The following is a 22,081-nucleotide window of genomic DNA, read 5'->3' as shown; positions in this document are numbered from 1 at the left end:
GTGAAAAGGAAAGGATTGGTTACCGGAATTACTACCCCCATCAGAACTTGTTCAGGCGCTGAAATACTTCGCGCTGGTAGGTCTGGCCAATGGGAATGTGCTTCTCATCGATGAGGACGGTGTTGTCTTCGATGGTCTGCACCCGTTTAAGATTAACAATAAAGGAGCGGTGCACCCGCGCAAACAAAGACGACGGAAACTTCTCCTCCACGGCCCGCATGGTGCTGTACACAATCAGCTTGGTTTTCCCCGTCACGATGTGCACGTAGTCGCCCAGGGCCTCCACGTAGCGCACTTCGTCGAAAAGCACCTTCACTAGCTTACTGTCCACCTTCACAAAGGTAAACTGGGTATTAGTTGGGGCCTCGATGGTATCAAGGGCAGGGTTCAAGCGGGTTTCGTACGTGGAGAGGGCCTTCTGAGCCGCCTGCAGGAAGCGGGCGTAGCTGATGGGTTTCACCACATAGTCGAGCACTTCATACTCAAAGGCTTCCACGGCGTAGCTTTTGCTGCTGGTAATGAGGATAACCAACGGCGGATGCTGTAAAGTACGCAGCAAGTCCAGGCCCGACATCAGCGGCATTTCCACGTCCAGAAATAGCAGGTCAACGGGCTGGGTACGCAGGACCTCGGCGGCGGCAATGGCGCTGTCGCAGCTACCGGCGTGCACCAGAAAAGGCGTGCTGGCTACGCAGTTTTCAACAATCTGCAGGGCGAGCGGGTCGTCGTCAACAACCAGGCAGCGCAGGGTAGTAGCGGGTTCGGCCATAACGTCAAAGGTACAATTCAACCAGAAAAAGCCTATGCGCCTAGACGATAGTTTGCGGCAGACGTTGCGCAAGGAGGGGGCATAAGGCCGTGAGCTGTCGATTAATACGGTCTATTGAAGGTGTTAGCTGGCGTGGCTCAGCACCACGTCGGCCTTCCTGCTCCAGGAGTTCCAGGTGTTGCGCTAAGGTGGCCACCCCGAAATAGGCAACCTGTCCTTTCAGCTTGTGCGCAACCGAAGCCAACTCTGCCCCCGAGGCGGCTAAAGGGAGTTGCGCCGCCAGCGTTGGGGCCTGGGCCAGGAAAGTCCGGATTATCTGCTGCACGAAAGCCTCGTTTCCGCCCGCCAACTCCTCCAGCAGGCTCCAGTCGGGTAACTCGGTAGGGGTAGGAATGGCTACGGCTGCCGGCTGGTTGGGGGGCGGGGGAACGGAAGCTGTGGGGGTAGCCGTGCGGCCGGTAAAATACGCCAGGCGGGCGTAGAGCACGGCCGGGTCGAAGGGCTTGGCCAAGGTGTCATTCATGCCGGCTTCCAGGGCCAGCGCCCGGTCTTCGGGGAGGGCCGAGGCAGTGAGGCCGATGAGGGGTAGGCGCACGGCGTCGGGGAAGAGCATACGCAGCTGGCGGGCTGCTTCGTAGCCGTCCATTTCCGGCATCTGCACGTCAAGCAGCACTGCGTCGAAGGGGTATTGCGTAGCGGCTTCCACGGCTAGGCGGCCGTTGGCGGCAATGGTTACCTGCACATTCCAGGCTTCCAGGGTTTTGCGGGCTACCAGTTGGTTCAGGTCGTTGTCCTCGGCAACCAGCACCCGTAGCGCCGGCTCGAAGGGAGCCAGGGAAGCGGCCGCTTCGGGCCGGACGCTGGCTTCATCGGCGGGGAGGCAGGGGATTTCAAACCAGAACGTGGAGCCCTGGCCCTCCTCACTTTCTACCCATACCCGGCCGCCGTGTAGGTGCACCAGGTTGCGGGCAATGCTCAGACCCAGGCCCGTGCCGCCAAACTGCCGGGTAGTGCTGGCATTGGCCTGAGAGAAGTCCTCGAAAATGGCATCCAGCTTATCCGCAGCAATGCCAATACCCGTATCCTGCACGGCAAAGCGCAGCCGGGGAGCTTCCGCCTCGGTCGTTACGCTGACGCGCACGCTAACGCCCCCGCGGGTGGTAAATTTCACGGCGTTACCTACCAGATTAACCAGTACCTGAGTCAGGCGTACGGAGTCGCCGAGAATGGCGGCGGGCACTTCAGGCGCTACCTGCGTGCGGAAGTACAACCCCTTTGCTTCGGTAGCAAACTGAAACATGCGCGCCACCCGCTCCACCATCTCGGGCAGCCGGAAAGGAGCCTGCTCCAGGGTGAGCTTACCGGCCTCCATCTTGGAGGAATCCAGAATGTCGTTGATGATGACTAGCAGGTTCTGCGACGACGACTGAATGGCTTCCAGGTACTCGCCCTGCTCGGCATCCACGGGCGTGTTGCGCAACAAGTGCGTGAGGCCAATTACGGCGTTCATGGGCGTGCGAATTTCGTGGCTCATGTTGGCCAGAAACTGGGCCTTAGCCCGGCGCGAGGCTTCGGCGGCGTCGCGGGCTACCACTAGGTCGGCGTTGGCTTGCTCAATGGCCGCTTTCTGCTGGCGCAGCTCGGCGGTTCGCTCGCGCACGGTGGTTTCCAGCTGTAGTTTCTGGCGGCGCAGCGTGGCCGTGCGGGCCCGGGTGAAGGCGTACGCCAGTCCGCCGGTTGCCACCAGTGCCAGCGCCGCAAACCACCACGTGCGCCAAAAGGGGGTAGCAATGTGTACTACCGTGGTAATGGGCGTAGTCCACTGGCCCTCACTGCCACGGCGGGCCCGCACCTCCAGCACGTAGCGGCCCGCCTCGAGGCGCGGAAAATCGGCCTCTCCAACGGTAGTTGGGCGGCTCCAGTGGTCGTGGAAGCCCCGCAAGCGGTGTTGGTACTGCCAGGTGCCGGCCGGAGCCAGGCTGGCTACCCGGAAAAACCACGTGAGGCGGTGGGGGCGGGCAGCTAGCTCCGGCAAGGTGGTTGTTCGCTGCCGGGCCCCGTCCACTTCCACTCCCGTAAGCGAAACCAGCGCCGTAGGAGCCGGCAGCCGCGCGGGTAGCTGCACCCGTACCAAGCCGCCGCGTGCCGCCAGTACCACCGCCGAATCGGGGGCGGGCAGCAGGGCGGCTGCATTGGGCAGCAAGTCGCGGATGATTGGGTTGCCCGGCGTGGAAAGAGGCGCGAAGGTTGACCCGCGGCCAAGGGTGAAGCCGTTCCGGTGCTGAATCAGCAGGCCGGCGGAGGTGGGTAGCAGGCCGTAGCAGTAGTCACTCAGCAGGCCGCTATTCTGGGTAGTGAATTGCCGAAACCGGCCGTTAGCGTAGCAGAACAGCCCGTCGCCCTCGGTGCCAATCCAGACGCGGCCGGCCCTGTCCTGAGCCAGGGCGGTGGCATCTACGCCGCCCGGCACGAGACGGTACACGGTGAAACGGCCGTTTTTCAGCACGGCCAGTCCGGTACCGTGGGTGGCAAACCACACCCGGCCCTGACGGTCGGGCAGAATAGCATACACATCGTTGTGGAGCAGGCCGTTGGCCGTGGTGTAGTGGCGCACCTGCTGGTTGGTTACCTGAAAAGCCCCATCCCCTACGGTGCCGACCCATAAGCTTCTGATACCTTGCAAAAAATCATCTGTTGACCCATCCCGGATCAAAGAGGTTACATGCAAGTCAGTAGGCAGGCCCGTCAGATCAGGAGCATTTGCATCCGTAGCTACTAGTGCGCAAGGTCGTACGCCCTGTCCTTCGGTACCTACCAGGCTCCAGTCGTTACTAGGCAGTAAGGCGGTAATGGTGCCACTAGTCGGTTCAGAACAGAAGCGCTGCTGCAACCCAGTGGGCGTGACTTGTAGCCGTACTACTTGCCCCTTGGCGGTGCCTGCGGCCACAAGGCCCCCCCGCCCGGCCAGGGCCGTGAACCCGGAGGGCGTGGGGTAGAGTGCTACGTGCGCATCCGTTAGCCGCCATAGTCCCTGACCGGCAGTGCCCAGCCAGAGGTTACCTTCCGCATCACGGAGTAAACTGCTAATAATGGCGCCGGTGGGCAAAGCTGGCTGGTAACGGCGCCAGAAGCGGCCAATTACGGCCGAATCGGGGGCGGGCAACCCTTTGCCTGCACGAAGCTCCTTGCCATCGGCGGCCGTAGCGCGGCGGAAACGGCGGCCCTGGCTTACGGATAGGCCCCCCTGATAATGTCCTACCCACAAGCGGCCGGTACCAGGCTCAAGAGCCAGCCGGGTCACGAAGTTCTCGGCCAGTCCATCGGTAGTGGTAAACGTGACGAACTCCGTCCCGTCGAAGCGCACCAGTCCCTCGGCCGTACCAATCCAGAGGTAGCCGGCGCGGTCCTGGGCCAGGGCGTAGATGAATGGCTGGGGCAGGCCTTCAGCGGCACCGAATTGCTTCAGAAACCGCTGAGGGGGTAGCTGCTGGGCCCTGGCAATGTGAGTGAAAAAGAGTAAAAAGAGCAGTAGGCGGCGCATCACATCAGGCAAGATACTGCGGGCGGCGGGGCGTTTTTTGTATTAGCGCCTAAGCTGCTCTTTTACTCGGTAAATTGGTTTTTCTGACGTTCAGATGCGTTTTAGTCCGTGGAGGGCGCAGAGCCGCTCACTGTAAGAACCGCGCTGTGCCCTCTGCGGTCTAAAAATCTACTTGCCCGTTACTTTAAACTCGGTGCGGCGGTTGAGTTGGCGGCCGGCTTTAGTGGTGTTGGGCGCCACCGGCTGGGCGTCGCCGTAGCCGGCAAACGTCAGCCGGCCCTTGTCGATGCCTTTCCCTACTAGGTAGTCCACCACAGCTTTAGCGCGGCGCTGGCTCAAGTCTTTGTTGTATTCGGCCTTGCCTACGTTGTCGGTGTGGCCGGAAATTTCCAGGCGCAGAGCGGGTGTTTCGGTCAGCAGCTTTTGCAGGCGCTCCAGCTCGCCGGTGCTTTCCTTGCGCAGCGTGGCCTTGTCGAAATCAAAGAAGATGTTGTTGAGCACCACCTTTACGCCCACATCCAGCTTCTTGAGGGCAATGTCCTTCACTACCTCCGAATACGCCGCGCCAGCCGGCAAATCGAAGTTTTCGGAGTGAAACAAGTAGCCGTCCTTGCGTACTACAATGCCGTAGTTCACACCCGAGGGCAACGACACCAGGTAGCGCCCCGACTGCGCATTCGATTGGAACGAGGCAATAATCTGGTTCAGGGAGTTGTCGATAACATCAATGGTAGCCTCCGTGGGTTGCTTGCTGGCTTCGTCGGTTACTACCCCTTTCAGAATGGTTACCTGAGCCGAGGCAATGGCTACCGGCGGGGCCAGCAGGGTTTCCTTTACCGGCTGCACCCGCGAAGCGAGCAGCTGGTCTTCCTGGCTGAGCAGGGGCGGCTTTTCGGGGCCCAGGAACGTAATCTGGTAGATGTCTTTGGAGCCTAGCCCATCGTCGCGGAAGGAGGAGTAGTAGCCGTGGCGGCCCGAGGCGGAAATCACGAAGAATACGTCGTCGTCGGGGGTGTTGATAGGCCAGCCCAGGTTTTCCGGCGGGCTCCACTTACCGTTCTGGTACACCGACTTAAAGATGTCGTAGCCGCCCATGGAGTTATGGCCTTCGGAGGAGAAGTACATCGTTTTGCCATCAGGGTGCAGGAATACGCCTTCCTCCCCGTACTGGGTGTTGATGACGGAGCCCAGGTTGACGGCTGGGCCCCTACCCTCAATCTCCACTTTGTAAATGTCGCGCCCGCCCAGGCCGCCTTCCTTGTCGGTTACAAAGTAAAGACTGCGCCCATCCGGCGTGTACGCCGCCGACGACTCGTGGGCCCGGGAGTTGATGCGGGAGCCCAGCTGCCGGGGCTTGCGCCACTCCGCGCCCCGCAAATTGGCCTCGTTCAGGTCGCCGCCGTTTTCCTCCAGGTACACCAGCAGCCGCTGCCCGTCGGGGGAGAGGCCTACGGTGGCATCGTGGCCCTCGGTGTTTACCGGCTCGCCCAGATTGCGCGCCGGGCTCCACTCACCCTTGCCAGTGCGGGTACTCTGATACACATCTTCAAAGAAGCCGCCGGTTTCGGGGTCCTTTTGGCCGCCGGTAGAGTTGTCGCGGCGCGAAGTGAAGAGAATCACCGACTCGTCGGCCGTAATAACCGGGCCGTAATCGGCGTAAGGCGAGTTTACGCCGGGGCCGGCATTGTCGATGAACACGCGGCTGGGCTTGGCGGCCAGCTTTCGGCCGTTCTCGCACTCCCGGATCTTCTTTTGAATATTCTGGGTGAAGGCTGCCGTATTCTTGGTGCCTGCCGCAGGGGTAGCGCGCTTGTACTCGGCAATAGCCTCGTCCCACTTCGCATTGAGGTGCAGCCCCCGGCCCAGCAGGTAATGGATGCGCGGGTCTACGTCGGGGTTGAGCTGGTAAGCCTTCTGCAGGTACGCCAGCGCCCGGGGCTTGAAGCCCGAATGCAAGTAACTGTCCCCAATTTTAAGGTTGAGCTGGGCGTTGTTGGGGTTGAACTTCTGGGCCGTTAGGTAGTGGGGCAGGGCCTGTTCGTAGCGGGGCGGGTCTAGGTCATAGAACTCATCACCGGCTTTGATTTCCTTGAGGGCTGTTTTCAGCCCTTCCTTGTCATTGCCGAACTGATCCTTGCTGAACTCCACATTCTGGGCCAGCACCGTCATAGGGGCAGAGAGCAGCAAGAAGGCAAGTAGGTATTTGTGCATAGTGAAGGAGGGCGTTACCGGCTCGTCATGCAGAGGCGGAGCAGAAGTATCTTGTGGGCTGAAACTCTAATAGTAAATTGGGTACCTTCTGGTAAATGCTTTGGCCCCGCTTCCGCATGACAACCTAGTGAGTTATTCGGCTCCGCAACCCGAGTTGGCCGCATGCGTGTTGCCGATTTCCAGACCCAACTCGGCCGCTTTGCGCCAGTCCTGGCAAGCGGCATCGGGTTGGCGGAGCATTTCGCGGGCGTGGCCCCGGTTGAGGTAGGCTTCGGCGTATTGCCCGTTCAAACCAATGGCCTTGGTAGCGTCGGCCTCGGCGCGCTGGTAGTCTTCTAATTTGAGGTAGGTAGCGGCGCGGTTGTTCCAGGCAAAGGCGTAGCGCGCGTCCAGCTCCACGGCCCGGGTAAAATCTTCTACGGCACCTTTGTAATCTCCCTGCTCGTAGCGAGTACTGCCGCGGTTGGTGTATGCCAAAGCATTGTCGTGCTTTTTGGCGAGGTAGTCGTTGTAATCCTGCAGGGCGCCTTTCAGGTCGCCGGCGCGGCGGCGGGTAGCGGCCCGGTTCAGCAAGGCGGGCAACAAATCAGGCTGCAGCTTCAGGGCTTGGGTATAGTCCTGAATGGCGGCGGGTAGGTTGCCCAGCTGGCGCTGCGTACTACCCCGGTCGTGCCAGGCATAGGTGTACGTTGGATCAGCCTTGATAGCGGCGTCAAAATCAGCCTTGGCTACCTGATAATCGGCTTTTTCGAAGCGTAGGGCCCCGCGGTAGTACCAGGCGGGCGCGTAGTCGGCTTTCAGCTCAGTGGCCCGGCCGTAGTCCTGCTCGGCTTCGGCGGGCTGCTGCAGGGCCTCCCGGGCCTGGGCCCGACCAAAATAAGAGCCGAACGTGTTTGGGTCGAGCTTGATGGCCTGGTCGTAGTCCTGGATGGCGGGCTGGTACTCCTGCAACTCGTAGCGCACGGCCGCCCGGTTGTAGTACGCCTTGGCAAAGTCGGGCTTCGCCGCCAGGGCTCGGTCAAAATCCTGGAGGGCCGCCCGGTAGCTTTTCTGATTAAACTTAGCGACTCCGCTGTTGTAGAGCTTCTCCGCTAGCTGGGCCGGCGGCAGCGTAGTTGCGCGAACGGTATCAACCTGCGCTTGGACCGTAAAAGCGGTCAGTAGCAGGGCAGCGGAGAAGAGAGGTGTCTTTAGCATAGCATCCCGCCAGTTTCAACGGCGCGGGATAAATATAATTTTAATTGCGCAAAGAGCAGTAGATCAAGTTAATGAATATCCTATTATATGATCTTTTCAAGACGGAATATACCCAGTATTTCCTCTGGGCTATTCGTGGAGGAGCCGCTTAAGCAGATAGCTGAGTACGAACCAGCTCTTCCCATTCGCGGCGCAACGTCCCGCTGAAAACGGGCCGGCCCGCCCGCCGGTACCAGTAGGCGGCGTTGCCCTGGTCGCCTTCCTGGCGATGCAGAAACGCGTGGAGCCAGTTCTGTAACGGGTCATGCTCATTGTCCTGGGCAATATCGTGGGCCTGGTGCCATTCGTCGCGGCCAGCGTGCCAAAGGGCAAGTAACAAGGGCGAGAGGCCCGCGGGTGGTTCAGGCCGCGTTTGGGAAGCAAGGAAAGTGGCGTAGGTCATAGCAGTTTACCTGAAAGAGAAAAGCTACCTGCAATTGCCGGACCAAGCCGGAAGAAAATAAACTTCCGAGCTAGATTTGCGGTTCTATACGCCAACCGCGGCAGTGCGGTGGCAGTTGTGTAATTTTGAGCTGCCGTCGGGCTGTGCTCGTTGGAAATAGTTCACCTTAAAGCCTAGCTTTCACCTATGGCCACGTATCCCGAATACATGGTAGCGCCGATTCGTCAGGACCTCGTTGAGGCCGGCTTCGAGCAGCTGATGACCCCCGAAGAAGTTGACACCGTGCTCAATGAGCAGAGCGGAACGGTGCTGGTCGCCGTAAACTCGGTGTGCGGCTGTGCCGCCGCCAAAGCCCGTCCGGCCCTGAAGATGGCCGTTTCCAGCTCCGAGAAGAAGCCCGCCAAACTGGTAACGGTATTTGCCGGTATGGAAACCGAAGCCGTAGCCAAGGCCCGCGAGCATATGTTGCCTTACCCGCCGAGCAGCCCCTGCATTGCTCTGTTTAAAGATGGCGAGCTGGTGCACATGATTGAGCGCTACCACATCGAAGGCAATGACCTGATGCGCATTGTAAATAACCTGCAGGGCGCGTTCGAAGAATACTGCTAAAGGGCTATCCTTTTGGAAGTGACTACGTTAAACCGTTCGTGGCAGTAGGCCACGAACGGTTTTGCTTTATGGTACCAGCGGGTAAACTCTCTTTTTGACGTGCTATGGTAGACCTGACAGCCTCTTCTATTTTGCCTTTGCCCTGGGACAGCCAGTTCTTCGGCTTTCCGGTGGGTCGGCTGCGGGCCCATTCCGTAGCGGAGCCCGAGTTGCGACAGATCTTGCAACAGGCCCGCGAAGATGGCTGGCGGCTGCTGTACTGGCTCGTTGACCCCGCTGATGAGCAATCAGCCGCTAGTGCGCGGGCTATGCGGGCCCAACTGACGGACCGCAAGGCCCGGTTTGCGCGCCCCGTGCCGGAGGTGGCCCCGCCCAGGTCACCCCATGTCTGGCCTACCTCGGAGCTAACCCCCCGGCTTATCGACCTAGCTATTCAGAGCGCCCATTACTCCCGATTCCGCCTCGACCCTGGCTTTCGGGCCGGTATGTACGAGCGCCTATATGAGCACTGGATTCGCAGCAGCATCAGTGGACAGTTAGCCCGGCAGGTGCTTATTTATCAGCCCACTATCGAACCCGAAGCTACTGGCTTGCTTACTCTCGGCTACCAGCCAACGCACGCTACCATTGGTCTGCTGGCCGTACACCAGGGGCACCGCGGCCAGGGCATCGGCACCCAACTAGTGGAAGCTGCCCTGCACTATGCCCGGGCCTGGCTGGTACCCCGAATTCAGGTTACTACCCAGCTCGACAACGACGGCGCCTGCCGATTTTACGTGCGGGAAGGCTTTGTGCAGGAACACGAAGAGCACGTCTACCATCTCTGGCTGTGAAAAAGTAGAACTTAGAGACAAAGAGCCGAGAGCTTAGATTGACGTTATAACATCAGTCTAAGCTCTCGGCTCTTTGTCTCTGAGTTCTATAGTGTAGCTCTAATTCGCTACTTCGCTCAGGAACTTGATGCGCATGAGACGAATATCCTCTTCGGTGTAGTCGTCGGTGCCCAGTTCTTTGAGGGCCACCGCAATGTTGTCGGTCTGAGCCGTCATAAAGTAGTCGTAAATCTCATCCTGCCGCTCCTCGTCCAATACCCCGTTGATGTAGTAGTCGAGGTTGAGCTTGGTGCCGGAGTAGCAGATGTGCTCGATTTCCTCCATCAGCTCCCGCATATCAATGCCCTTGGAGGAGGCAATTTCCTCCAGGTCCATTTTCTTGTCGATTTGCTGGATGATGTAAATCTTGATTTTTGACTTGTTAACGGCCGATTTCACCACCACATCGGCGGCCGTTACAATGTCATTCTCGTCCACGTACTTCTGAATCAGGGCCAGGAAGGGCGCGCCAAATTTCTGCGCCTTGCCTTGCCCTACCCCCGACACGTGGGCCAAGTCATCCATTTTGGTCGGGAAAGTCGTCGCCATTTCCTTCAGGCTCGGGTCCTGAAACAACACGTAGGGGGGCAGGTTTTTCTGCTGGGCCACCTTCTTGCGCAGGGCCTTCAGCATGTCAAACAGGGCCTCGTCGTGACCGGCGGCCTGCTGAACTTCTTCTTGTTCCTGTTCTTCTTTCACCTCTTCCTCGTAGTTATGGTCCTTGGTGAGCTTGATTGAATGCGGATTTTCAATGAAGTCGATGCCTTTGGCCGTAATCTTTACCACGCCAAAGTTTTCGATGTCCTTTTCCAAGTAACCACTCAGCAGGGTCTGGCGCAAGAGTGAGTGCCAGAATTGGGCGTCGTGGTCTTTGCCTTCGCCGTAGATGGGTAGCTTATCGTGGCCGTAGCTTTCCACGTGCGGGTTGTTCATGCCCATGAGCACGGTGCCAATGTGGTCGAGGCCGAACCGCTCGTCGGTCTGGACCACGGCTTTCAGAGCCAGTACTACCTCATGCTTGGCCTCAAACCGCTCTTTGGGGTGCTTACAGTTGTCGCAGAAACCGCAGTCTTTCTCGAAATGCTCCCCGAAGTAGTGCAGCAGCTGCTTGCGCCGGCATACCGCCGAGTCGGCGTAGTTGGCCATTTCCTGCAGTAGCAGCTTGGAGTTGTCGCGCTCCGTTACGGGCTTATCCTTGTTAAATTTCTCCAGCTTCACGATGTCGTCGTAGCTGTAGAACATCAGGCAGTCGCCCTCCAGGCCGTCGCGGCCGCCGCGGCCGGTTTCCTGGTAGTAGCCTTCAATGCTCTTCGGCGTGTCGTAGTGAATCACGAAGCGCACGTCGGGCTTGTCGATGCCCATGCCGAAGGCAATGGTCGCCACAATCACGTCGCACTCCTCGTTCAGGAAAGCGTCCTGGTTGGCCATGCGTACGTGCGGGTCGAGGCCGGCGTGGTAGGGTAGGGCCCGCACGTCGTTGACTTTCAGCAACTCGGCAATTTCTTCTACCTTCTTGCGGCTTAGGCAATACACAATACCCGCCTGGCCCTTGCGCAGCTTTACGTACTGGATCAGTTGCTTTTTGGTGTTGTGCTTGGGCCGCACCTCGTAGTAGAGGTTGGTACGGTTGAACGAGGTCTTGAATACCGACGCATCGTCCATCTGCAGGTTTTTCTGGATGTCCTGCTGCACCTTGGGGGTAGCGGTGGCCGTGAGGGCAATGATGGGCACCTGCACGCCCAGCCCGTCAATAATGCTGCGGATTTTGCGGTACTCGGGGCGGAAATCGTGGCCCCACTCCGAAATACAGTGTGCCTCGTCAATAGCCACGAAGCTGATGGTGGCCTTATTGAGAAATTCGATGGTTTCGTCCTTGGTCAGGCTTTCGGGCGCCACGTACAGCAGCTTCACCTCACCGCTAATCACATCCTTCTTCACCTTATTCATTTCTGACTTCGACAGGGTCGAGTTCAGAAACTGGGCATTCACTCCAAAAGCGTTGAGCTGGTCGACCTGATTTTTCATCAGGGCAATGAGGGGCGAAATCACAATGGCCGTGCCCGGCAGTACAAGCGCGGGAAGCTGATAGCACAGGCTCTTACCCGCGCCAGTAGGCATGATGACGAACGTGTTATTGCCGGCAATAACGTTCTGAATGATGTCTTCCTGTACGCCCCGAAACTGACCGTACCCAAAAACTTCCTTTAACTTGCCTTTCAAATCAGCCTCTCGCTGCACTTGTTGTTTCACGGCTGGCATGGACATCCTCACTTACTCAATTGGGGTGGCAGATTGGATAAACGACACGATGGTGTTGATTACTCAATCTAGGGATTTTATGGTATTTGGTACTAAGCAGTTAGAGTAAAGAATTCGGGGCTATTCCCGAAAACGCGCCACTGCTGAGCTTCCGATACGCAATACCAAATTTAGATTGAAACCGCAGAACGAACTCAACTTACTTGCAAAAAAAGTGCTTCAGCAAGAAGCGGAAGCCATTCAGGGAGTTGCGGTGGCTATTGCCCAAACCCCCGATTTTGCACTATGCGTAGAAGCTATTCTCTCTTTGCGGGGCAGGGTAGTGGTAACCGGGATTGGAAAGAGCGCCCACATTGCCGGTAAGATGGTGGCTACCTTCAACTCCACCGGTACGCCCGCCCTGTTCATGCACGCTGCCGATGCCATTCACGGTGACCTGGGCATGATTCAGGCCGGGGACTTCGTTATTGCCATCAGCAAGAGCGGCGACACGCCCGAAATAAAAGTGCTCGTGCCCTTGCTCAAACGTAAGGGGGTGCCGCTGGCTGCTCTGGTCAGCAACGCCGAGTCCTACCTGGCCGTGCAGGCCGACTACGTGCTGCATGCCCCCGTAGAGCGCGAAGCCTGCCCCCATAACCTGGCGCCTACTACCTCCACTACGGCCGCCCTGGCCCTGGGCGATGCTCTGGCCGTGTGCCTGCTGGAAAGCCGGGAGTTTACGCGCCAGGATTTCGCCCGCTTACACCCTGGTGGCACCCTCGGTAAGCAACTCTACCTGAAAGTAGGGGACCTGAGCCGGCAGAATCAGCAGCCGCGGGTGTCCGAGGAAGCGCCACTCAAGGATATTATCCTGGAAATTTCGGGCAAGCGCCTCGGTGCTACCGCCGTGCTCAACCACGCGGAAGAACTCATCGGCATTATTACCGATGGCGACCTGCGCCGCATGCTGACTACCTTTGAAGGCCGGTTGCAACTTGTGCGCGCCCGCGACATCCTGACGCCTGCGCCGGTTACCATCGACGTAGAGGACTTCGCCGCGGAAGCCTTAACCCGGATGCAGGACCGCAACATCACCCAGCTTATTGTGACGCAGGACGGCCGCTTCGCGGGCTTCATTCACTTACACGATTTGCTGCGCGAGGGGCTGGTATAGTAGATCTGCAAGAACGTTTGCGTGCCGTGGCCGCACGGGCAACCTCTGCTACAGCAGCCATTACTGGTATTTCGCGCGGTAAGCTGTCTTGCAGAGAGAAGCTTAAGCCAACACGGCTGGCAGACAAGGGGTTAGGTAGAGGTATGGAGGAAGCAAATGTTATGTTTTGATGAGTAAAATCAAATAATTTAAGAGAATTATTATATATAAAGAATATTCCGCTATCATTGCCCGAAGATGGCCTAGCACATAATTAGCCTGCCGTAAGAAGCTTGACTTCTTTTTAAGAGGTTAGATTTCCCTACTTTGGCTTTTTACCCAGCACGTTCCTTTCTCTTATCTGTGAACTTTACCTTCGGCTTCGATGGAACAGCATACTTACCTCGTGGTGATGGCCGGCGGCATTGGCAGCCGTTTCTGGCCCTTTAGCCGCACCCATCATCCCAAGCAGTTTCATGATGTATTGGGCCTGGGGCGCTCCATGCTCCAGCTAACGGTAGACAGGTTCCGCGGAATTTGCCCGGCCAATAACGTATTTGTGGTGACCAACCGCGACTATACCGAGTTGGTGCACCAGCACCTGCCGGAACTGCCCGCCGACCAGATTCTGGGGGAGCCCATTGGCCGCAATACGGCCCCCTGCATTGCTTACGCCAGCTACCGCATTGCCCAACGCGACCCAGAGGCCATTATCATCGTAACGCCGGCTGACCATGCCGTGATGCACGAGGAAAACTTCCGGGCGGCCATTCGCACGGCGGTGGCGGGTGCCTGCACTCATAACGTGCTTATCACGCTCGGTATTCAGCCTTCCCGCCCTGACACAGGCTACGGCTACATTCAGTTCATCGATGAGCCTGTGCAGCCCGAGCACGTCCAGACAACTCCTGGCCACGAGGATGGCGTATTTCCGCGCAGCCTACGCAAGGTGAAAACCTTCACCGAAAAGCCAAATCTGGAGCTGGCCAAGATGTTCGTGGCTAGCGGCGAGTTTCTGTGGAACTCGGGTCTGTTTGTGTGGCGGGCTGATGCCATTATTCATGCGTTCCACCAGTATCTGAGCGATATTGCCGAGGTGTTCGACGAAGGCTGGGCCGAACTGGGCACCGCGCAGGAGGAAGACTTTATTTCCCGGGCTTACACGCGCTGCCGCAATATCAGCATCGACTACGGCGTGATGGAAAAAGCTGATAATGTGTACGTGCTACCCGCCGACTTCGGCTGGAGCGACCTGGGCACCTGGGACTCCTTGCACCGCATGGGCCAACACGACGCCGATGAGAATGTAGTCGATGGCAATGCCCTGCTCTACGACACCAAGGAGTGCGTAATTAAAACCCCCACGGAGCGCTTGGTGGTAGTGCAGGGTCTGGAAGGCTATATCGTGGCCGAGTACGACAACGTGCTGCTTATCTGCAAGCGCACCGAAGAGCAGCGGGTAAAAGAATTTGTCGCCGACGTCAAGTCCAAGAAGGGGGTAGGATATAATTAGGATTAGAATAAAGGCTAGGAACAAAAACCGGCCGTCGTCCTAAGCAGAGCGAAGGACGACGGCCGGTTTAGTATTTCTTCCGCTATCTACTTCTTCACCAACCGCTGCCGTAGCACTTCGTAGAGCATAATGCCGCTAGCAACGGACACGTTTAGGGAACTGATCTGGCCGGCCATAGGAATGCGCAGCTTGTGGTCGGCGAGGCGTAGGTACTCAGGGCTGATGCCGTCCTCTTCGCTACCCATCAGCACGGCCAGCGGGCCGGTCAGGTCTACGGTTTCGGCTTCCAGACTGGCATCCGATTTCTCCGTGCAAGCCACTATCTGCACCCCCGACTCGCGCAGGAAAGTCAGGGTTTCCTTTAGGTTGGGCTCCCGGCACACCGGAATCAGGTTGAGGGCGCCGGCTGACGTTTTTAGAGCATCGCCATTGACCTGGGCTGCTCCCCGGCTGGGCACCACAATGGCATGCACGCCCATGCACTCGGCATTGCGGGCAATGGAACCGAAGTTGCGCACGTCGGTAATACGGTCCAGTACCAGCAGCAGCGGGGTTTTGCCTTCTTCGTACAAGCCGGCCAGAATGCTGTCCAGGGGCATGTAGTCAATCGGCGAAACGTAGGCCACTGCGCCCTGGTGATTTTTGCGGGTGATGCCGTCGAGCTTTTCAATGGGCACCATCGACACCGGGATATTGGCCGTTTTAGCCAGGGCCGTAATATCCTGGGTCATGGAGTTCTTGGTGCCGCGCAGCAAGAAAATCTTGTCCAGGGTACGACCCGCGTTCAGCGCTTCCAGAATGGGTCGCAACCCAAAAATCATGTCGATGCTGCGGTCTTGGGCCGGGCGGTGAGGGTAGCGCGGCTTGTCTGGCCGGTCGCCCTCAAAGCGGCTGCCTTCGCCGCGGCCTTCTTCGGCGCGCGGAGCCGGCCGCCGGGTGGGCACCGGGCGGTTTTCGGAATCAAAAAATTGGCGGCGCTCAGTTAGCGGCCGGGGCGGGCGGTTCGTCCTTTTCTCCATTGCTCCACGGCGGCATACCAGAGTTGTTCGTACTCGGGGCGGCGCACCAGTTCATAGTTATCAGGAGCAAAGGTACTGGGTTTAGCGCGGAACACGAAGGTTCCGCCCCTACCCTGGTCGGCCCGGTATACCCACCGCTCCTCGCCGCTCTCCCGGTATACGCTTTCCGGCGGCCCTAGTACCAGGTACAACAGCCCCCGGTCAGATAACCAGCCGGCTTTGTGCGCCGAAAAAAACTGGTTGGCTTCCTGCACCCGGCCGTAGTAGGTGCGAATCAACTGGCGGGCAATAGTCTGGTTGTTACCGGCCACCGTCAGCCAGAATTGATCCACAGCTTTCTTGGGCTCGGGCGCGTCGAACAGCTTTTTGCGCTCCACGGAGGTAGTCAGGTAAATCAGCGGGGCAATCAGCTCGTCGGCAGAGGTGAGGGCCGGAAAGGTATTTTCCTCTACCAGCAAGCCGCTACGGGGCTCTCCCTCACGTACCCGTAGTAAGTACAGGCCCGGCTGAAAACGCAGTAAGCTGCCCGCCCGGTACAGCACGGAGTCCTGGACGCTCAGCTTGCGGGGTTGAGTAGGCATAGCCCCGGGGCTGGTCATGGGCGGGGCGGCGGCCAATGAACTGAGCGGATAGCGGTAAGCGTGCACGTTCAGGTCGGCGCCATAGCAGTCAAGCATGAAGGGCTCCCCGGCCCGCACGTAGTGGCGTAGCAGTGGCTGGCCTACGGAATCCGTCAGGATAAAGGAGCGGGAAAGATGCTCCGGGGTCAGGCGCAGCCACGCCGCCTCGCCCGAAGCGGCCTCGTCGGCCGGGCCAGCCGCCAGGCTGAGCACCTGCCCGGCCCGCAGGCGCTGCGCTGGCAGGCAAAAGTCTAAGCGGATACCTTCGCCGTCCTGTCGCAACCGACGGGTAAACTGCCAAACGGTATCCTGCCAGATGGTGCGCTTGGCATCGTAATCGGCCCACAAGGCCACGTGCAGGGGAAAGCCGCGTCGGATGAGTGCACGGCTCGGAAACCGCAGGTACAGCCGCACGCTGTCACCTTCCCGCCGGGTATCCACAATGATGCGCCGTTCCGGACGGTACTGGGTGGCAAAGTCCCGGCGCGGTGCAGCCTGGAGGCAGAGGGAACTGCCCAAGCCCAACAATACAACTAGCAGCAGGTAAAAAGGCTTCACAGTAGGGAAAGGATAGAGAGGTAGGAGGGCTTCAAGGTAGGCGTTCTAACGAAAGAAGCCGGCCCCGTTTCCGGAGTCGGCTTCCTAGCGGCAAAAACCGTGCGGCTTAGCGCTGGTAGTACTGCTGAAGCAGGCTGATGGCCTTGGTAGCCCGCTGCTGGTCACCAATCTGCTCGGCGGCGCGGCCAATGCTATTCAGCGACATCAGGTAAGTCTGGAATTCCTGGTCGAAGAGGGCGCTGTTGTGGGTGCTGTAATAGGCCAGGGCCCGCTCGGCGCGGCCGGTCATCGTGTCCATGATTTCGTTGGCGCGCTGCTGTTCGCCCACGGCTACCAGGGCCGGAATAAACTGCGGCACGTAGTAATCGTACGGAATGGCTTTGTCGGGCATTACTTCGAAGGCTTTGTCGAGCACTTGCTTGGCGCGTGCTTTGTCACCTTGGGCAAGCAGGGCGTTAGCCAGGCGCGAGAACTTGTCGCGGTAGTTAGCCGGGAAGCGCAGGTTGTTCTCGTCGTAGAAGATGTTCGGGTTGTTGAGGCCCCGGAACGCGAATTTCTTCATCAGGTTATTGTACATCAGCTCCGTGGCCACGTACCCTTCCTCACTGCCGCCTTTGGGGTCGTAGGTCGGGTCTTTGGCGGGCAGGATGCGGTAGGCCATACCATCGAGCTGGAAATAGGGCTGCAACCCCATGAAGTCGCGCGAGTCCACGGTGCTCGAGAAGTACACCGGGCGCTGCCAGTTGTTGGTGGCCAGAATGTCGAGAATCACCAAGCTTTTCTTTTCAATGGCGCTCTTGCCCACTTCCCACTCCATGCGCGGCACTAGCTGGGCGCGGCGGTCAGCCGGGATGATGCCCATTTTCTCCACGGCGGCCGTGTCGATGGGCAGGTAGAATTTACGGGCCGGGAATGACAGCAGGGACTTCGAGCCGTCGCCGTAGCTCACTTGCAGTAGGGGGCTGTTCTGCTCCACCAACTGCATGAACTGGCGCACGTCAATTTCCTTGACCGAGGGGTTCTCGGCGTAGGGAAGGTAGTCGTTGGTGCCTTGCTTGTAGTTGGCATTCTCCATCGAAATAGGCAGCGGCTGCGACTGGTAGGAGCGGCGCTTCATCTGGTCGATGTACCAGTCGGTGTTCAGGTAGCTGAGCACGGCCACGCGTACGTCAGTCCGCACACCTTCCACTTCCTGAGCGTACCAGAGCGGGAAGGTGTCGTTGTCGCCGTTGGTGAACAGAATGGCGTTGGGGGCCAGGGAGTTCAGCAAGTTCTTGGCCGAATCGACGGAGTTGTAGCGGTCCGAGCGGTCGTGGTCGTCCCAGCCCTGCGCCACCATGATACCGGGTACTACCAGGCCCAGCAGCGTTACTACCCCGGCCCGCGCCGTTTCCGACTTCACTACCTTCTCCAGCAAATCAGCCAGGGCCAGCACGCCCAGGCCAATCCAGATGGCAAAGGCAAACGTGGCGCCGGCAAAGGTGTAGTCCCGCTCGCGGGGCTCAATGGGCGGCTGGTTCAGGTAGAGCACAATGGCCAAGCCGGTGAACAGGAACAGCAAGCCTACAATGAAGGCATTGCGGCCGTCGCGGCGCACGTGGAAAAACAGGCCCAGCAAACCCAGAATCAGGGGCAGGGCAAAGAAGGCGTTGCGAGCGGGGCTGTCGGCGATGCGCTCGGGTAGGCCCGCGCCGGCGCGGCTACCCCACAGAATGCCCGACTGCTGAATGTCGCCTTCGCGGCCCACGTAGTTCCACATGAAGTAGCGCCAGAACATGTGGCCCATCTGGTACTTGAACAGGAAGGACAGGTTCTGGCCCATAGTGGGCTTCTGGCCGTCCTGGATATCCACCCACTTCTTGTAGTTGTAGAGGTGGAGCGGGTCGTTGCTGTAGAGGCGGGGCAGCAGCATCTTATCCTCCGGGGCATACTGAATCTCGGGGCGGTACTCGGCCACCACGTACCGGTCGCCCTGGCGCACGTAGCGCGGGGCGCCGTCTTCCTGGCCGATGGGCTGGGCATTAAACTGCGGCCCGTAGAGCAGGGGCCGGTCGCCGTACTGCTCCCGCTTCAGGTAGCTCACGAAGGACAACACATCTTCGGGGGCGTTTTCGTTGATGGTGGGGTGGTAGGAGCTGCGGATCGGCACAATCAGGTAGCTGGAGTAGCCAATCAGGATGAACACGAAGCTCAGCATCACGGTGTTGAGCAAGCGGCTGCGGCGCTGAAACGACTGCCGGAAGCCAAACCACAGCAGGCCCACGAACACTAGCAGGAAAATTACCAGCCCGGTGTTAAAGGGCAGACCGAACGTGTTGATGAAGAACACCTCGAAAGCGCCGGCCAGGGTAGGCAAGCCGGGAATGATGCCCGCCAGAATCAGGCCCACAATTACGCTGCTCACCACCAGCGTGATGATGCCGCCCGTGGTAGTGGGGTTCTGGGTGCGGCGGTAGTAGTAAATGAAGCCCAGGGCCGGAATAGCCAGCAGGTTCAGCAAGTGTACTCCAATGCTGAGGCCGATGACGTAGGCAATGAGCACCAGCCACCGGTCCGAATCGGCCTCATCAGCGCGGTTTTCCCACTTCAGCATGAGCCACACCACCGCCGCCGTGCACAACGACGACATGGCGTACACCTCCGCCTCCACGGCATTAAACCAGAACGAATCGGAAAAGGCGTAGGCTAGGGCGCCTACCGCGCCGGCTCCCAGAATCAGCAGGGTCTGGCCGGGGGTAGGCTCCAGGTTCCGGTCGTCGTGCATACCGGGCCGGTGCAGCACCAGCTTTTTGGCCAGCATGGTGATAATCCAGAACAGGAAGAGCACCGTAAACGAGGAGCTGAGCGCCGACAATGCGTTTACCAGCACCGATACTTTGGTTAAATCGCCAAAGGAAAGCAAGGAAAACAGCCGGCCCAGCAGCAGGAAGGTAGGGGCGCCGGGTGGGTGGGGCACCAGCAGCTTGTAGGAGCAGGCAATGAACTCGCCGCAGTCCCAGAACGAGGCCGTGGGCTCCAGGGTGAGTAGGTAGGTGAGGGTGGCAAGGGCAAATACCAGCCACCCAACTAGGTTATTCAGGCTTTTGTAACTCCGCATAGGAAATAAAGTGAGGCTGACCACGGCCAGCCCGCTGCTGAACGACGGGGTTTTAGGTCCGGAAAGAAATCAGTGAAAGATCAAAAGTAGAGAATAAGTAGCGAGAGGCGGCAGCGAGGTTGCGCCTGGTTCGCCAGTTTTTGGCCGGCTCCGCTCAGGGATACAAAAAAAGCAGCCTGGGGGCAGGCTGCTTTGCGTACTGACGATAAAGAAAACTTAGTTCTGCAATACCAACCGTTTGGTAGAAACAACCTTGTCGTTCTGCACTAAGCTGTAGAAATACATACCAGGCGGCAGGTCCGATAAGTTTAGGCTCATGCCGCCATCGGCGGCTTCGGGGCGCAGCAGCACACTCCGCACTTCCCGCCCGATGATGTTGCTCAGGCGCAGCTTGTAGTCGCCCCAAGACAGTTTCTGACCTACCGAAACCGTAATCAGCCCCCGCGACGGGTTTGGGTAAACCGACAGGGCAGGAGCCAGCATTTTGGCTGCTACCGACGACGATAACGACGTCGTTGGAGTAGGTGCGCCCGGATTTACCTGTTGCCATGGCTTCACGGTGGTTAGGCGAGCGGTGCTGGCAGTAGTTTTTAGCCGGACTGTGGCGGCTAGCAGCGGCAGTTGCCACAGTAGCAGCAGCAGTACAGGGAAAAAGCGCGTAGTAAATTTCATGACATTCAGACGATGGTTGGGGCGCCCAGACAAGCCAGGCGGGAGTGTCAGGTAATACGATTGTCTTAAACTAGACAAAGCGGCAGCAGCTGCGGCCACCAGCCAGAAAAACAACTACCATGCCTTGTTTCCAGAGCAAGCTTGTCAGCCAGATGCTCTGGTGGAATAGAAGGTTGCACGCAGTTTAAGTAAACTTACGCTACCTGTCAGTAAATAGTTGAAGGTGAAGATACTAAAATTGTATAGAATTACTGCTTGACCTTCACGCAACCAGGGTAGAGGGCGTGGGCTATTTACGCTTGGCGGCGTTACTGCTCTCGCAGCTCGGTATCTGCTGCCAGAGGTACTTATAGGTAGCGAATCTGCTTTAAGTCAAAATAATGCAGGTGGCCCCGGCTGGCAACTGCTAAGCGCCCGGCCTCATCTACCCCCACTATTTGTCCCCGAAAACGCTGGCCGGCAGATTCATACTCGTGTTCTTCCTGAAAGCGGTACAGCACCCGTAGATACTCTGTGCGCAGCTGGCTGATTTTACCCGCCCGCAGCTGCAGGTAGCGCCGCTCCAGGCTCTCCAGCAGCCGAGCGGCCAGGGTTGGGAGCATGTAGACCCGATTTGTTAGGCGGCTCAGAGAAGTAGCCGTAGGCACCCCAAACTGTTGCTGATTAATATTTAATCCAATTCCTACGATGCTATGCTGAATCTTCGCGCCGCTAAGTGTGTTCTCAATCAGAATGCCTCCTAGCTTCTGACTACCGAAGAAAATATCGTTTGGCCACTTAACCCGTAGCGCCGGGTCGGGGCCAAGCAAGGTTGTCAGCCAGTCATGTACGGCCAAGGCTACGGCTTGGCTGAGCAGAAACTGGTCGGTAGCCGCCAGAAAAGTTGGGCGCCAGACCACTGACAGCGTCAGGTTTTCGCCGGGCGCGGCTTCCCACTGGTTGCCCCGTTGGCCCCGGCCGGCGGTCTGTTTGTCGGTAATTACGCAGCAACCATCCGTGGCCCGGTTTTGGACAGCCAGTTGCTGTGCCTCGGTGTTCGTCGAGGGGCATTCGGGCAGCCAGACAAGCTGTTGGCCCGTGAAGAGCGTTTGGGGGTATATAGCCTCCACCTGTTTTTCGTACTTTGTGACGTTCAAACCTAACAATACCCCATGAAAAGTACCCTGGTTCGGCAGGATTCGGACAAGTTGGCAGATGTAGTAGTGCGCGGCATGCAAGAAAAGAAGGCAGCCGATATCGTGGTACTCAATCTTAAAGACCTTAAAAATGCCGTGGCCGATTATTTTATAATCTGCTCGGCTTCTTCAGATACACAAATTGACGCTATTGCCCGCTCGGTAGAAGAGGAGGTAGAAAAGCTTACTGGCCAGAACCCTTGGCAAACCGAAGGGCGCATGAACCGGGAGTGGGTGCTACTCGACTACGTAGACGTGGTAGTACACATCTTCCTGCGCGACCGGCGCCAGTTCTACGGCCTGGAAGAGCTGTGGGGCGACGCCGACATTACCTACGTGGAGGAAGAAGAAACTCCCGCAACGGTAAGGTAAAACCGGGCCATCGGCGTCTTACA

Annotated in this window: 16 protein-coding genes; 5 read left to right on the top strand and 11 right to left on the bottom strand. The window is 58.5% G+C overall.

The window, feature by feature from the left end; translation table 11 throughout:
• Nucleotides 1-40 precede the first annotated feature (40 nt).
• The 5 genes from K3G63_RS11430 to K3G63_RS11410 form a co-directional block, all read right to left on the bottom strand.
• The gene (locus K3G63_RS11430; RefSeq protein WP_220614259.1) at nucleotides 41-769 is read right to left on the bottom strand and encodes a LytTR family DNA-binding domain-containing protein; all 729 of its coding nucleotides are present in this window, start codon (nucleotides 767-769) and stop codon (nucleotides 41-43) included.
• A 40-nt stretch (nucleotides 770-809) separates the two neighbouring features.
• Nucleotides 810-4,310 carry a hybrid sensor histidine kinase/response regulator gene (locus K3G63_RS11425; RefSeq protein WP_220614258.1) on the bottom strand — a complete coding sequence of 1,167 codons (3,501 nt, stop codon included), beginning with the start codon at nucleotides 4,308-4,310 and terminating at the stop codon, nucleotides 810-812.
• 168 nt (nucleotides 4,311-4,478) lie between these two features.
• Nucleotides 4,479-6,521 (bottom strand): OmpA family protein, encoded by a 2,043-nt coding sequence (locus K3G63_RS11420; protein WP_220614257.1) that lies wholly within the window; start codon nucleotides 6,519-6,521, stop codon nucleotides 4,479-4,481.
• A 132-nt stretch (nucleotides 6,522-6,653) separates the two neighbouring features.
• Nucleotides 6,654-7,718: a tetratricopeptide repeat protein gene (locus tag K3G63_RS11415; protein ID WP_220614256.1), complete on the bottom strand. Its 1,065-nt coding sequence runs from the start codon at nucleotides 7,716-7,718 to the stop codon at nucleotides 6,654-6,656.
• Between the two features lie 148 nt (nucleotides 7,719-7,866).
• Nucleotides 7,867-8,160, bottom strand: coding sequence for a hypothetical protein (locus K3G63_RS11410; RefSeq protein WP_220614255.1), 294 nt, complete (start codon nucleotides 8,158-8,160; stop codon nucleotides 7,867-7,869).
• Between the two features lie 186 nt (nucleotides 8,161-8,346).
• On the opposite strand from K3G63_RS11410, the gene K3G63_RS11405 reads away from it, so the two are divergent.
• On the top strand, nucleotides 8,347-8,769 hold the full coding sequence (locus K3G63_RS11405; protein WP_220614254.1) for a BrxA/BrxB family bacilliredoxin: 423 nt from the start codon (nucleotides 8,347-8,349) through the stop codon (nucleotides 8,767-8,769).
• Nucleotides 8,770-8,873: 104 nt separating this feature from the next.
• Nucleotides 8,874-9,602 carry a GNAT family N-acetyltransferase gene (locus K3G63_RS11400; protein WP_220614253.1) on the top strand — a complete coding sequence of 243 codons (729 nt, stop codon included), beginning with the start codon at nucleotides 8,874-8,876 and terminating at the stop codon, nucleotides 9,600-9,602.
• 99 nt (nucleotides 9,603-9,701) lie between these two features.
• Here the strand turns inward: K3G63_RS11400 and recQ are convergent, their stop codons facing one another.
• Nucleotides 9,702-11,900 (bottom strand): DNA helicase RecQ, encoded by a 2,199-nt coding sequence (recQ, locus tag K3G63_RS11395; protein ID WP_220614252.1) that lies wholly within the window; start codon nucleotides 11,898-11,900, stop codon nucleotides 9,702-9,704.
• Between the two features lie 175 nt (nucleotides 11,901-12,075).
• On the opposite strand from recQ, the gene K3G63_RS11390 reads away from it, so the two are divergent.
• Both K3G63_RS11390 and K3G63_RS11385 read left to right on the top strand, forming a co-directional pair.
• Nucleotides 12,076-13,053 (top strand): KpsF/GutQ family sugar-phosphate isomerase, encoded by a 978-nt coding sequence (locus tag K3G63_RS11390; protein ID WP_259404422.1) that lies wholly within the window; start codon nucleotides 12,076-12,078, stop codon nucleotides 13,051-13,053.
• A gap of 364 nt (nucleotides 13,054-13,417) precedes the next feature.
• Entirely contained in the window at nucleotides 13,418-14,545 is a 1,128-nt protein-coding gene (locus K3G63_RS11385; RefSeq protein ID WP_220614250.1) for a mannose-1-phosphate guanylyltransferase, read from the top strand.
• Nucleotides 14,546-14,631: 86 nt separating this feature from the next.
• Here the strand turns inward: K3G63_RS11385 and rlmB are convergent, their stop codons facing one another.
• From rlmB to K3G63_RS11360, 5 genes are all read right to left on the bottom strand, one after another.
• Nucleotides 14,632-15,564 (bottom strand): 23S rRNA (guanosine(2251)-2'-O)-methyltransferase RlmB, encoded by a 933-nt coding sequence (gene rlmB, locus K3G63_RS11380; protein ID WP_310794580.1) that lies wholly within the window; start codon nucleotides 15,562-15,564, stop codon nucleotides 14,632-14,634.
• Nucleotides 15,528-16,742, bottom strand: coding sequence for a GWxTD domain-containing protein (locus K3G63_RS23055; RefSeq protein ID WP_220614249.1), 1,215 nt, complete (start codon nucleotides 16,740-16,742; stop codon nucleotides 15,528-15,530). The genes rlmB and K3G63_RS23055 overlap by 37 nt, the downstream gene beginning before the upstream one ends.
• Before the next feature lie 106 nt (nucleotides 16,743-16,848).
• The gene (locus K3G63_RS11370; RefSeq protein WP_220614248.1) at nucleotides 16,849-19,839 is read right to left on the bottom strand and encodes a protein O-mannosyl-transferase family; all 2,991 of its coding nucleotides are present in this window, start codon (nucleotides 19,837-19,839) and stop codon (nucleotides 16,849-16,851) included.
• Between the two features lie 216 nt (nucleotides 19,840-20,055).
• Entirely contained in the window at nucleotides 20,056-20,511 is a 456-nt protein-coding gene (locus tag K3G63_RS11365; RefSeq protein WP_220614247.1) for a T9SS type A sorting domain-containing protein, read from the bottom strand.
• A 347-nt stretch (nucleotides 20,512-20,858) separates the two neighbouring features.
• A complete protein-coding gene (locus K3G63_RS11360; protein ID WP_220614246.1) occupies nucleotides 20,859-21,647 on the bottom strand; it encodes a biotin--[acetyl-CoA-carboxylase] ligase in 789 nt (262 codons plus the stop codon).
• A gap of 15 nt (nucleotides 21,648-21,662) precedes the next feature.
• Between K3G63_RS11360 and rsfS the strand changes: the two genes are divergently transcribed.
• Nucleotides 21,663-22,058, top strand: coding sequence for a ribosome silencing factor (gene rsfS, locus K3G63_RS11355; protein WP_220614245.1), 396 nt, complete (start codon nucleotides 21,663-21,665; stop codon nucleotides 22,056-22,058).
• The last annotated feature ends 23 nt before the right edge of the window (nucleotides 22,059-22,081 follow it).

The sequence above is a fragment of the Hymenobacter sp. HSC-4F20 genome (assembly GCF_019599275.1).
Taxonomy (GTDB): domain Bacteria; phylum Bacteroidota; class Bacteroidia; order Cytophagales; family Hymenobacteraceae; genus Hymenobacter.
Note: the sequence above shows the minus strand (reverse complement) of the source record. Positions and strands in the feature narration are given on the sequence as shown.

Bases quoted from the DNA above. Each gene is read 5' to 3' on its own strand.
- K3G63_RS11430 (WP_220614259.1), bottom strand. From the start codon at position 769: ATGGCCGAACCCGCTACTACCCTGCGCTGCCTGGTTGTTGACGACGAC.
- K3G63_RS11425 (WP_220614258.1), bottom strand. From the start codon at position 4,310: ATGCGCCGCCTACTGCTCTTTTTACTCTTTTTCACTCACATTGCCAGG.
- K3G63_RS11420 (WP_220614257.1), bottom strand. From the start codon at position 6,521: ATGCACAAATACCTACTTGCCTTCTTGCTGCTCTCTGCCCCTATGACG.
- K3G63_RS11415 (WP_220614256.1), bottom strand. From the start codon at position 7,718: ATGCTAAAGACACCTCTCTTCTCCGCTGCCCTGCTACTGACCGCTTTT.
- K3G63_RS11410 (WP_220614255.1), bottom strand. From the start codon at position 8,160: ATGACCTACGCCACTTTCCTTGCTTCCCAAACGCGGCCTGAACCACCC.
- K3G63_RS11405 (WP_220614254.1), top strand. From the start codon at position 8,347: ATGGCCACGTATCCCGAATACATGGTAGCGCCGATTCGTCAGGACCTC.
- K3G63_RS11400 (WP_220614253.1), top strand. From the start codon at position 8,874: ATGGTAGACCTGACAGCCTCTTCTATTTTGCCTTTGCCCTGGGACAGC.
- recQ (WP_220614252.1), bottom strand. From the start codon at position 11,900: ATGCCAGCCGTGAAACAACAAGTGCAGCGAGAGGCTGATTTGAAAGGC.
- K3G63_RS11385 (WP_220614250.1), top strand. From the start codon at position 13,418: ATGGAACAGCATACTTACCTCGTGGTGATGGCCGGCGGCATTGGCAGC.
- rlmB (WP_310794580.1), bottom strand. From the start codon at position 15,564: ATGGAGAAAAGGACGAACCGCCCGCCCCGGCCGCTAACTGAGCGCCGC.
- K3G63_RS11370 (WP_220614248.1), bottom strand. From the start codon at position 19,839: ATGCGGAGTTACAAAAGCCTGAATAACCTAGTTGGGTGGCTGGTATTT.
- K3G63_RS11365 (WP_220614247.1), bottom strand. From the start codon at position 20,511: ATGAAATTTACTACGCGCTTTTTCCCTGTACTGCTGCTGCTACTGTGG.
- rsfS (WP_220614245.1), top strand. From the start codon at position 21,663: ATGAAAAGTACCCTGGTTCGGCAGGATTCGGACAAGTTGGCAGATGTA.